The organism is Paraburkholderia sp. RAU2J (assembly GCF_003634845.1).
GTDB classification, from domain to species: domain Bacteria; phylum Pseudomonadota; class Gammaproteobacteria; order Burkholderiales; family Burkholderiaceae; genus Paraburkholderia; species Paraburkholderia fynbosensis.
This window is the reverse complement of record NZ_RBXG01000003.1, coordinates 187,284-198,339: the sequence shown is the minus strand read 5'-3', so window position 1 is coordinate 198,339 and position 11,056 is coordinate 187,284. Positions and strand designations below refer to the sequence as shown.

Sequence of the window (11,056 nt, the reverse complement as noted above, 5' to 3'; positions counted from 1 at the left end):
AGCAAAAATAAGAGAACATCATGGAAAACGAAGATCCGATCCTGCGCTACTACGAAGCCGAGATGCGCTACCTGCGCGAGTCCGGCAAGGAATTCGCGAAAGCGCATCCCGACCGGGCGCGCATGCTCAACCTCGATCGCGTGGGTGACCGCGATCCCTATGTCGAGCGCCTGCACGAAGGCTTCGCCTTCCTGACCGGACGCCTGCAGCAGAAGCTCGACGATGAACTGCCCGAGCTGACCGAAGGCCTCGTGAGCCTGCTGTGGCCACACTACCTGCGGATGATTCCCTCGCTGTCGGTCGTCGAGCTGATCCCGCTTGCCGAGAAACTGCAGAAAACCGAAAACGTGCCCGCCGGCGTGCCGGTGCGTTCCGCATCCATCGCTGTGCCGCCGGCAGCGGGCGCCGAGGGCACCACGCCGAAGACCGTGCAGTGCCTTTACCGGACCACGCAGGACGTGACGCTGCAGCCGCTGCGTCTCACGCATGCGGGCCCGACGGTACGACATGACGGCCGCTCGGTGATCCGCCTCGGATTCGATCTGGACCAGTCCGCGCGCCGTGAGGCGACGGACCTGTCCCGTGTGCGCCTGTATCTGAACGCCGATCTGCCGACTGCATTCGCGATGCATCTTGCGCTGACCCGTCAGGTGGATTCAGTGACCTGGCGGATTCCGGAAGTGCGCGATGGCGAGGCGCTGCCGCTGGCCGGCGTCACGGTGGAACCGGCCGGATTTTCGACCGAAGAGCGGTTATGGCCAAAAGCTGAGGCGTCGTTTTCCGGCTACCAGCTGCTCCTCGAATATTTCACGTTCCGCGAGAAATTCCTCTTTGTCGACCTCTGTGGTCTCGACGTGGCGAAGTTGCCGGCGAGCACGACCCGCTTCGAACTCGAAATCTTGCTCGCGCGCGCGTATCCGTCCGACCAGCGTTTCAGCGCGGAGAACGTGCGGCTCTTCTGCACGCCGGTCATCAACCTGTTCGAACTCGACGCCGAGCCGGTCGTGATCGATCACCACGAGACCGAATATCGGGTCGTCCCGGCGGGGCACCAGGGCGAGCATATCGAAACCTATTCGGTCGACGCGATCGAATCGTTCGACCATGTGACGGCGGAACGCTACGAGTATGTGCCGTTCGCCACCTTCCGGCATCGCGGCGGCATGCTGCGGCATGAAGCGCCCGAGCGGTATTTCCACACCCGCGTGCGGCCGGGCGTAACCGGTCTGCACGAAACGTGGGTGATCCTCGGCGGCCACGCGTGGGAGACGATGGAGGACCTGCCGGAGGAAAGCGTGTCGCTGCGCGTGACCGGCACCAACGGACTGCTGCCGCGCAAGGGTCTGCGCGAGGCGAGCATCGATGAACTGGCCGCGAGCACGCCGAATGTCGCTGGCGTGCGCAATCTGGTTGCGCCGACGTTGCCGCTCTATCCGCCGACCGGCGACCGCTTCCAGTGGAGAGTCCTGTCGCACCTCGCGCCCAACTTCCTGTCGATGATGGACGCGGAAGTGCTGCGCGGTGCACTGGCGCTGTATGACTGGACCAGCGACGAGCTGAACCGCCGGCGCCTGGCCGGCATCCTGCACGTGTCGGAGGAACTGCTCGAGGAGGTGTCCGGCGGCTCGGTCGAGCGCGGCGTACTGATCGAGGTCACGCTCGACTCGCACGCGTTCGCGGGCGAGGGCGACCTGATGCTGTTCGGCGAACTGCTGCACCGGTTCTTCGGGCTGTATGCGGAGATCAACCTGTTCACGAAGCTCGCCATCGTCAGCCTCCCGTCGCAAACCCGTACCGTCTGGCCGCGCAGCAAGGCGCAGCGCGCTCCCCTATGAAACCACGCGAGCTACCGAACCTCGAACCGCTCGTCGCGTCACTCCTTGCGCGCGCGCCGAAGATGAATTTCATGCAGCTATGCAGACTGCTTGAAGTGCGCACACCGGATCAACCCGGTTTCGGCACACGCGATACGCCGGAGCACGAGCCGGTGAGGTTCCGGCCGCGGCCGCGCCTTGGGTTCCCGGCGGGTGAGATTGCAGCGGTCGAATACGATGACGAGTTCCCGGATGCGCCGCCGACCGTGCGCACGACCTTCTTGGGCCTGTACGGCGTCGACGCCGCGATGCCGTCGCACATGGTCGATGAGATCGTGCTGCGCGAGGAGGGGCACGAGGCGGTTGAGGCGTTTCTGGACCAGTTCAACCACCGCTACGTTGCGCTGCTGTACCGCGCCTGGAAGAAATACCGCTACCCGGAGAGTTTCCAGGCGGGCGGCACCGATGCGCAGTCGCGCAACCTGCTGTGTCTCGCCGGCTTCGGCTGGGGCGACAAGCCTGCCCGGTCGGGCTTGCCGGATTCGCGCGTGCTCGCGCTGCTCGGTCTCATGGTCCAGCGCACGCGCACGCCCGAGGGACTCGCCGGTGTGGTGGCGCTGGCGGTGCCCGGTGTCGAAGTGCGCGTCGACGAGTTCTGGCCAACAGTCATGCGTGCCGGTCAGCCGCGGCGGCTCACGTCGTCAGACAGGCTCGCCGGTCCCCCAGCGGGACTTCCTTCGGGGCGCGCTGCGGAAGACAGCCAGCGTCGCGGACTCGGCGGCGGCTATGTGCTCGGTAATCGCCTCGAGTACCGCAGCCGCGCCGTGCGGGTGACGCTGCGCCCTGCGGACGGGCAGCAGGCGCACGACCTGCTGCCCGGCGCATGGCTGCATCGCGAGCTGATGGCGTTCATCCGTCTATATGTCGGCACCAAGTCCGACGTCCACCTGCGCATGGAGGTGTCGTCGCGGCTTGCGCCCGCGCCGTCGGTCGGCACGGCTGCGGCCGGTCCGGCGCCGCGCCTTGGATGGACCACCGTGTTGCCCTCGGATGAGGAGCGAATCATCACCATTGCGCTCGGCGTCTACGAAGCCTTTCCCGCGCCCGGACCGAACCCGCATCGGGTGCCGCGTGCTGCCTGAATCAGGAGAACCTATGCCTTTCCGTTTAACCGTGGCCGCCGTTGTGTCCTGCGCGCTGCTCTCCGCGTGCGGCGCCTGGCAGTCGGTGTCCGACAGCACCTCGAGCGCCTATCACTCGGTGTTTTTCAAGCAGATCAAGGTGCTTGACGTCGACCTGACCGCGCGTGCCGGGCTGAATCCGGATGACGCAGGCCGCTCGACGTCACTCGCGGTCCGCGTCTATCAGCTCAAGGATCGCAAGCTGTTTGACGGCGTGTCCTACGACGATCTGTTGAAGAACGACAGAACCGTACTCGCGCAGGACCTGCAGGCCAGTATGGCAGCCGTCGTCAATCCAGGCGCGTCGGTAAGCCTCTCGCAGCCCATGCAGGCAGACACGAAGTACGTGGCAATCGTCGCGTTCTATCGTAATCCTGGCAAAGGCGATGGCTGGAAATACACGATCACGAAGAAGAAGCTGTCTGCCGATGCACCACTGAAGCTCACGCTGATGGATCAGGAACTGGTCGCATCCGGTGATCGCCAGAAGGACCAGCCGGAATGACATTACGTTCCAGAGTGTCTGTGTTCAACGTGTTTGGCGGATTGTCGCCACTGAGCAGGGCGGGCAGGCGCGCGCCGGCTACGGGCAGGCTCTGATCGTGCGACTCGCCGACGACCTGACACGCCGCTTTGGCCGCGGTTCGGCAAGGCCAATCTGGCGAGCATGCGCGCGTTCTACGTCGCCTGGCCGTTGACGGAGATTTTCCAGACAGTGACTGGAAAATCGGCAGCTCCCCAAAATGTCCAGACGCCGTCTGGAAAATTGCTGCCGCCAAAAGACGTCGTCGATGGCATTGCAACGGCGCCTGATTACATGGCGTTAGCCGCGCGTTTTACGCTGCCATGGTCCGCCTATGTGCGCCTGCTTTCCGTGAAGACCGCGGCCGCCCGCGCTTTCTATGAAACATAGGCATTGCGCGAAGGTTGGTCGGTGCGCCAGCTCGACCGCTAGATCAGTAGCCGGCTTTACGAGCGGCATCGCGCCGGTCACGCAGCGCAGCGGCAAGAAATGCTGGGTACATTGGCGCTGGCAATGCCCAAAATTCCTGCGTCAGACATTCGTCGAATGGGCCCGGTCAGACCATCAACAAATCGTTCTGGGCCGGCGCCTTCTACCGGCAGCAGCGCGCGAAAGGCAGTTCATATCAGGCTGCCGTTCGGGCGCTGGCATTCAAATGGATACGCATCCTCTACCGCTGCTGGCAGACTGGGACACGATACGACGAAAGCGTCTATCTAAACGCATTGAGGAAGCGAGGCTCGCCCCTTCTTGCAAACCTCATGCTTCCCCCTTCTAAAAGCTTGACGGACTGACTCAGGGCGTGAAACGGTCAGTCGGCATCCTCACCCCGAACGTCCGTTTTCGACTATTCAGCGCGCCTGCCGTTTACGCGCTCTCATCCGCTTCGCTCCGAAGATCCTGGGCGATAAATTCGACGAACGCGCGAATGCGATTCGACATCTGATGTCGTTGCGAATACACCGCGAAAATATCGGCGTTCGGCGTTTCGTGGTCGGGCAGCACGAGGACCAGTGAGCCATCGGCCAGATACTGCTTGATGTCCCACTCGGCCCGCATAAGGATGCCGTGTCCTTCAAGCGCCCATTTCACGGCGATCTCGCCATCATTCGTTGTCAGCGTGCCATTGATCCGCACAGCTTCCGTTTTGCGCGACGCGCTCCGGCCCGATGTCAGACGCCATACGCCGTAAGCTTCGTCGCCCTGACGAATGCCGATGCAATTGTGTCGCGTCAGGTCGTGCGCCGTGATCGGCAATCCGTGAGACGCAATGTACGAAGGCGCGGCGCACAGCCGCCGCCGATTGCCCGCGAGACGACGCGCAACCACCCGCGTATCAGGCGGCTCGCCGAACCGGATACAGACGTCGAAGGTGTCGTCCGTCAGCGGCGGTGGCGTGACCGACAATTGAAGCTGCACCGTCACCTGCGGATACTTCGCGACAAACCGTGAAATCGCAGGCGCGACATGACTGCGCCCGAAGCCGAGCGTCGCATTCACCCGCAGCAGCCCCTTCGGACTTTTCTTCGCTGTTCCAAGCAGCTCCGCCAGTTCGTCGATTTCGTCGAGGATTCGGCGTGCATGCTCGAGATACAGCTCGCCCTCCGGCGTGAGCATCATCCGGCGCGTCGTGCGGTTGATCAGCGCCACCCCCGCGCGGCTCTCCATCTGCGTCAGGCGCTTGCTGATAGCTGCAGGCGTCAGCCCCAGTTCGCGGGCCGCCGCGCTCAGGCTGCCGGACGCCGCGAGGGTCGAGAAGAAGCTCAGGTCGGATGGCTGGACGGTGTCGTGCATGGCCCCACTTGTGAATTCAGGTTAAAGATGCTTTGAGTTTAGCACCGGTTTTTGCGTCCGGAGATAGATAAAGTTCACTCACACCCACAACACCTGAAGGACGGAGACATGAAAACCTATCGCATCGCGACCATCCCCGGCGACGGCATCGGCAAAGAAGTGGTACCCGCCGGAGCGCAAGTTCTCGAAGCGCTCGCAAAGACCACGAAGTCGTTCGCATTCGAATTCGAAAACTTCGATTGGGGCGGCGACTACTACCGCGAGCATGGCGTCATGATGCCGGCGGATGGGCTCGATGCAATCCGCAACAAGGACGCAATTTTGTTCGGCTCGGCCGGCGACCCGGACATTCCCGATCACATCACGTTATGGGGCCTGCGCCTGAAAATCTGCCAGGGCTTCGACCAATACGCGAACGTGCGTCCGACCCGCATCTTGCCCGGCATCGATGGACCGCTGAAGCGCTGCAAGCCGGAAGACCTGAACTGGGTCATCGTTCGGGAAAACTCAGAAGGCGAATATTCTGGTGTGGGCGGCCGCGTCCATCAGGGACACCCGATCGAAGCGGCGACGGACGTGTCGATTCTGACGCGCGCCGGGGTCGAACGCATCATGCGTTTCGCGTTCCGCCTTGCGCAATCCCGTCCGCGCAAGCTGCTGACCGTAATCACCAAGAGCAACGCGCAGCGTCACGCCATGGTGATGTGGGACGAGATCGCTCTCGAAGTCTCGAAGGAATTCCCGGACGTCAAATGGGACAAGGAACTGGTCGACGCATCGACCGCCCGGATGATCAACCGCCCGGCGACGCTCGACACGATCGTCGCCACCAACCTGCACGCCGACATCCTTAGCGACCTCGCGGCCGCCCTCGCCGGCAGCCTCGGCATCGCGCCGACGGGCAACATTGATCCGGAGCGTCGCTATCCGTCGATGTTCGAGCCGATCCACGGTTCCGCGTTCGACATCATGGGCAAGGGCCTCGCCAATCCGGTCGGCACCATCTGGTCGGTCGTCATGCTGCTCGAACACCTGGGTGAACCCGATGCGGCCAGACGCGTGATGCAGGCCGTCGAAGCGGTGACTGCCGATACGTCGATTCATACCCGAGACCTCGGCGGCACGGCAACAACCGCTCAGGTAACGGCGGCTGTTTGCGCGCTCATCGAGAAAGCTGCGGTGCCTGCTGCCAACGCGGCATAAGCCTCATTAGCGACTCCGCTGGAGCCTGGTACGCGGCCCGCGATCGCGCGGCCGCGGCCCGGCTCATCCTGAGCGCGGCGAATATAAGGCAGGAGACACGATGTTCACTTCCTTCAAACAATTTCCGTCCCTTTCTTTGCGGGTACAGGGATGAAGACCACCGCCCAATTCAAGCTGCCGGTCGGTGACGCTACACATAGCGAACTCGACGTCGAGCGGCTTTTGCAGAACATGTTCGAGGCCGCGATCGCGACTGCACAGCCATCGCTCCGTGTGCCCGATTTCCTGCCCAAGCCGCCACGTGGCCGCACAATCGTCATCGGTGCCGGCAAAGCATCGGCGGCGATGGCTCGAGCAGTGGAAGATCACTGGACAGGCCGGCTCGAAGGCCTCGTCGTCACCCGCTATGGATACGCGGTGCCGTGCGAACGCATCGAGATCGTCGAAGCTGCGCACCCCGTTCCCGACGAGAGCGGTTGGAAGGCAGCCGAACGCATGCTGGAGCTCGTATCGGGACTAACTGCCGACGACCTGGTCATTTGCCTGATCTCCGGTGGCGGCTCGTCTTTGCTGCCGCTTCCGGCCGAAGGGCTGACCCTGCAGGACAAACAGGAGATCAACCAGGCGCTGCTTGCCAGCGGCGCGACGATTGCCGAAATGAATTGCGTGCGCCGGCACCTGTCGGCAATCAAGGGCGGCCGTCTCGCGGCGGCCTGCTATCCGGCGCGCGTCGTCAATCTGATCATCTCCGACGTGCCGGCGGACGCCGCCGGCGACATCGCCTCGGGCCCGACCGTCCCCGACACGACGACGTGCTCCGACGCGCTTGCGGTTCTGCGTCGCTATGAAATCTGCGCTTCACCCGCAGCGATCGCACTGCTCGAAAGCGGCGGCACGGAGACGTTGAAGCCGGACGATCCGCGCCTGCCTCAGATCGAAACGCATCTGATCGCGACGCCCCAACTCGCGCTCGAAGCGGCTGCGGAGCAGTCGCGCGCGGCCGGCATCGATGTTCACATTCTCAGCGACGCCATCGAAGGCGAAGCCCGCGACGTAGGCGCCGTGATGGCGGGCATCGCCAGACAGGTGAACCGCCGGGGCCAACCTTTCCGCGCACCCTGCATCCTGCTCTCCGGCGGCGAAACGACCGTCACCATTCGCGGCAATGGCCGCGGGGGGCGCAACGTCGAATTCCTGTTGTCACTGGGCGTGGCGCTGAACGGCGAGCCCGGCGTGTTCGCCATCGCTGGCGACACCGACGGCGTCGACGGTCAGGAAGAAATCGCGGGCGCATTGCTGCGGCCGGACACACTGAAACGGGCTCGCGAACGCGGCATCCGTCCATCCGAGCGCCTCGAAAACAACGACGCGCACGGCTTTTTCCAGGCACTGGGCGACTCGGTCATCACCGGGCCGACGCTGACCAATGTCAACGATTTTCGTGCCATCTTCATTGCCGCTCAGCACGGCGATCTTTCAGGGAGTCGATAAAGATGCGCCGCAACCGTAACGCAAAAATCGTCGCGACATTGGGCCCGGCAAGCACCAGCCGCGAAACCATCGAAGCGCTGTTCAACTCGGGCGCCGATGTCTTCCGGCTGAACTTCAGCCACGGCACCCACGACGATCACCAACGGCGCCTCACCCTCATCCGTTCGATCGAAAAGGACGCAGGCCGCCCGATTGGCGTGCTGCTCGACCTGCAAGGCCCGAAACTGCGGATCGGCATGTTCGCGAACGGTCCGGTTACGCTGGAGAAAGGCGCTGCGTTTCGACTCGACCTCGACGCGCAGACGCCCGGCGACAACGCACGTGTCTCGCTACCGCATCCGGAAATCTTCGCGGCACTCAAGCCGCAGACGAACCTGCTGCTCGACGACGGCCGTGTGCAGTTGCGAGTCGAACGCTGCGGCGCTGACTTCGCTGAAACAACGGTCGTCGTCGGGGGGACGCTTTCAGAGCGTAAGGGAGTGAACGTTCCGGACGTCGTGCTACCGCTGTCCGCCATGACGGAAAAGGACCGCCGCGATCTGGAGTTCGGCATGACGCTGGGCATCGACTGGCTTGCGCTGTCGTTCGTGCAGCGTGTCGAGGACATCGTCGAGGTCCGCCAGGTCGTCGGCGATCGCGTCGGCATCGTGGCGAAGCTCGAGAAGCCGGCGGCGATAGGCAGCCTCGATGCCATCGTCGATGAAGCGGACGCCGTGATGGTCGCGCGTGGCGACCTTGGCGTCGAGATGCCTGCCGAACAGGTGCCGGCGATCCAGAAGCGCATCGTTCGCGCATGCCGCAAGGCCGGCAAGCCGGTCATCGTTGCAACGCAGATGCTCGAATCGATGGTCGCAGCGCCGGTGCCGACACGTGCCGAAGCATCGGATGTCGCCACTGCCATTTACGACGGCGCCGACGCTGTCATGCTCTCCGCCGAATCGGCAAGCGGCAAATACCCCGTCGAAGCCATACGAATGATGGACCTCATCATCTCGCAAACCGAACGCGACCCCTACTACAGGGAAGTCATCGCCGCGTCGCATGCGGCGCCTCGCGCTAACACGTCGGATGCAATCGGCTACGCGATGCGGCACGTCACTGGGCTGCTGAACGCGGTTGCGACAGTTGCTTACACGAGTTCCGGCTATTCAGCGCTGCGTATGGCGCGTGAACGGCCATGCGCACCGATCGTCGGCATGACGCCGCAAACAGGCACAGCACGTCGCCTCGCGCTGGTGTGGGGCGTGCACCCGGTGCTGTGCAAGGAGGTCGTCGATGCACTCGAAGTGAGCGACCTTGCCTGCGAAACCGTGCGCACCGAAGGGTTCGGCAATCCAGGACAGACCGTCGTCATCTCGGCCGGCATGCCGTTCGGCACTCCCGGCACCACGAACCTCCTGCGTATCGCGCAGATCCAGTGACGCATCGCATGACTTTCTTTTTCAAAGCGTTTGAACGACACGCGCGCCTGACAGGACAAGAGCCGCATCAGACGGCTGCGGCGCGCACCGAACCCCCTACTCGTTTCTGAATAGAGCACTGCTCAAGCCTCCAAGGAGGAGACAATGATTTCCGATCTCGAAAGCCGGGTTTCCCGCAAGCTCATGCTGCGGATCATTCCGTTTGTGATGCTGCTGTATTTCGTGAGTTTTCTCGACCGTGTCAACGTGGGCTTCGCCGCCCTGTCAATGAACAAGGCCATCGGTCTTTCGCCGACGTCCTTCGGTCTCGGCGGCGGACTGTTCTTTATTGGCTACTTCCTGTTTGAAGTGCCGTCGAACCTGATTCTTCACAAGGTCGGTGCGCGTCGGTGGATTGCCCGCGTGATGGTGTCATGGGGGATCGTCTCGGCGGCTTCTGCATTCGTCGTCGGTCCGAACAGCTTCTACGCGTTGCGCTTTATTCTGGGTGTCGCCGAAGCAGGCTTCTTCCCCGGCATCATCCTGTATCTCAGCCTGTGGTTCCCATCGCGTCAGCGTGCGGTTGCCGCGGCATGGTTCATGGCCGCCGCGCCGATCTCGACAGCGATTGGCTCGCCGCTTTCCGGCGCGATCATGAAGCTGCCTCCGATCGCCGGACTGGCTGACTGGCAGATGCTTTATATTCTGGAAGCGGTGCCCGCCATCATCCTCGGTTTCTTTGTCCTCAAGTACCTCACGGATACGCCAGCGAAAGCGCAGTGGCTTGAGCCGGAAGAGCGCGAATGGCTGATCGCGAAGCTGAAAATGGAAGCGGGCGCGAAACAGTCCCATGCCGGCCATACCGCAGGTGCGCTCAGCGCCTTGCGAGATCCGCGAGTTCTGGCGCTCGCATTGATCTACTTCGGCACGTCGGCCGGGCTGTACACGCTCGGCCTTTGGGCACCGCTGATCATCCGCCAATACGGGTTCGGGTCGTTCGAGACGGGGCTGCTGGCGGGCGTACCAAGCATCCTCGCCGTGATTGCAATGATCTTGTGGGCAAAGCACTCGGACCGCACTGAAGAACGCACGTGGCACGTGGTCGTCCCCTGTGTCATAGCATGCCTCGGATTCGTCTTTGCCGGCAACGCCACCACCGCATTGATGATCATCCTGGCGCTGGTGATCGTGAACATCGGAATCAGCGCGGCCAAAGCGCCGTTGTGGGCGATGCCCAGCATGTTCCTCTCAGGTGCCGGTGCAGCTGCGGGCATCGCGATGATCAACTCGGTCGGCAATCTGGGAGGCTTCGTCGGTCCCTTCGCAATCGGCTGGCTCAAGAATGTGACTGGCGGTTACTCCGCAGGGTTATATGTGGTCGGTGCGACGCTGGCGGTGTCTGCGGTTGTCACGTTGATGCTGAGCCGGCAATCGAAGCAGGCACCGGTCGCGGCCGGGGAGCGACACGGCCACTGAGCTTGTACGGCTCATCGCCCAACGGACCACTGCGGAGGTGGGTGCGCATACCTGATGTCTCGTAAGCGGCCGATCGACGCATTGCCGACGGCCGTCTCTTTTTGGCCGGCAGCACCAGTTCCGTGAACGTTCTACAGAGCTGACGTTGGAGTCGTCAATGCCAGCTTTCCGGCG

The 11,056-nt window shown here is 63.1% G+C and carries 9 protein-coding genes and 1 pseudogene; 9 read left to right on the top strand and 1 reads right to left on the bottom strand.

The genetic code is table 11. The features are described from left to right. Positions 1-20: 20 nt before the first annotated feature. From tssF to B0G69_RS42245, 5 genes and pseudogenes are all read left to right on the top strand, one after another. Positions 21-1,835 carry a type VI secretion system baseplate subunit TssF gene (tssF, locus tag B0G69_RS32355; RefSeq protein ID WP_121324165.1) on the top strand — a complete coding sequence of 605 codons (1,815 nt, stop codon included), beginning with the start codon at positions 21-23 and terminating at the stop codon, positions 1,833-1,835. Then, positions 1,832-2,956, top strand: coding sequence for a type VI secretion system baseplate subunit TssG (gene tssG / locus B0G69_RS32350; protein WP_121324163.1), 1,125 nt, complete (start codon positions 1,832-1,834; stop codon positions 2,954-2,956). Before tssF ends, tssG begins: the two co-directional genes overlap by 4 nt. A gap of 13 nt (positions 2,957-2,969) precedes the next feature. Beyond that, positions 2,970-3,500 (top strand): type VI secretion system lipoprotein TssJ, encoded by a 531-nt coding sequence (gene tssJ / locus B0G69_RS32345; RefSeq protein ID WP_199731450.1) that lies wholly within the window; start codon positions 2,970-2,972, stop codon positions 3,498-3,500. Between the two features lie 162 nt (positions 3,501-3,662). Then, on the top strand, positions 3,663-3,908 hold the full coding sequence (locus tag B0G69_RS42250) for a hypothetical protein (RefSeq protein WP_241991582.1): 246 nt from the start codon (positions 3,663-3,665) through the stop codon (positions 3,906-3,908). 58 nt (positions 3,909-3,966) lie between these two features. Continuing rightward, positions 3,967-4,312: pseudogene (locus tag B0G69_RS42245) on the top strand (IS110 family transposase); the annotation flags it as partial. A gap of 73 nt (positions 4,313-4,385) precedes the next feature. Here the strand turns inward: B0G69_RS42245 and B0G69_RS32330 are convergent. Beyond that, the gene (locus B0G69_RS32330) at positions 4,386-5,312 is read right to left on the bottom strand and encodes a LysR substrate-binding domain-containing protein (protein ID WP_121324161.1); all 927 of its coding nucleotides are present in this window, start codon (positions 5,310-5,312) and stop codon (positions 4,386-4,388) included. A gap of 108 nt (positions 5,313-5,420) precedes the next feature. Between B0G69_RS32330 and B0G69_RS32325 the strand changes: the two genes are divergently transcribed. The 4 genes from B0G69_RS32325 (at position 5,421) to B0G69_RS32310 (ending at position 10,882) form a co-directional block, all read left to right on the top strand. After that, on the top strand, positions 5,421-6,515 hold the full coding sequence (locus B0G69_RS32325; RefSeq protein ID WP_121324160.1) for a tartrate dehydrogenase: 1,095 nt from the start codon (positions 5,421-5,423) through the stop codon (positions 6,513-6,515). Between the two features lie 231 nt (positions 6,516-6,746). Beyond that, entirely contained in the window at positions 6,747-8,006 is a 1,260-nt protein-coding gene (locus tag B0G69_RS32320; RefSeq protein WP_241991684.1) for a glycerate kinase, read from the top strand. A 2-nt stretch (positions 8,007-8,008) separates the two neighbouring features. Further along, complete coding sequence (gene pyk / locus B0G69_RS32315; protein ID WP_121324157.1) at positions 8,009-9,427, top strand: pyruvate kinase; 1,419 nt, start codon at positions 8,009-8,011, stop codon at positions 9,425-9,427. A gap of 144 nt (positions 9,428-9,571) precedes the next feature. After that, positions 9,572-10,882 carry an MFS transporter gene (locus B0G69_RS32310; protein ID WP_121324156.1) on the top strand — a complete coding sequence of 437 codons (1,311 nt, stop codon included), beginning with the start codon at positions 9,572-9,574 and terminating at the stop codon, positions 10,880-10,882. Positions 10,883-11,056: the final 174 nt, after the last annotated feature.

What these genes read in the sequence shown, in the direction of transcription:
- tssF (WP_121324165.1), top strand. Translation starts at nt 21, where the DNA reads ATGGAAAACGAAGATCCGATCCTGCGCTACTACGAAGCCGAGATGCGC.
- tssG (WP_121324163.1), top strand. Translation starts at nt 1,832, where the DNA reads ATGAAACCACGCGAGCTACCGAACCTCGAACCGCTCGTCGCGTCACTC.
- tssJ (WP_199731450.1), top strand. Translation starts at nt 2,970, where the DNA reads ATGCCTTTCCGTTTAACCGTGGCCGCCGTTGTGTCCTGCGCGCTGCTC.
- B0G69_RS42250 (WP_241991582.1), top strand. Translation starts at nt 3,663, where the DNA reads ATGCGCGCGTTCTACGTCGCCTGGCCGTTGACGGAGATTTTCCAGACA.
- B0G69_RS32330 (WP_121324161.1), bottom strand. Translation starts at nt 5,312, where the DNA reads ATGCACGACACCGTCCAGCCATCCGACCTGAGCTTCTTCTCGACCCTC.
- B0G69_RS32325 (WP_121324160.1), top strand. Translation starts at nt 5,421, where the DNA reads ATGAAAACCTATCGCATCGCGACCATCCCCGGCGACGGCATCGGCAAA.
- B0G69_RS32320 (WP_241991684.1), top strand. Translation starts at nt 6,747, where the DNA reads ATGTTCGAGGCCGCGATCGCGACTGCACAGCCATCGCTCCGTGTGCCC.
- pyk (WP_121324157.1), top strand. Translation starts at nt 8,009, where the DNA reads ATGCGCCGCAACCGTAACGCAAAAATCGTCGCGACATTGGGCCCGGCA.
- B0G69_RS32310 (WP_121324156.1), top strand. Translation starts at nt 9,572, where the DNA reads ATGATTTCCGATCTCGAAAGCCGGGTTTCCCGCAAGCTCATGCTGCGG.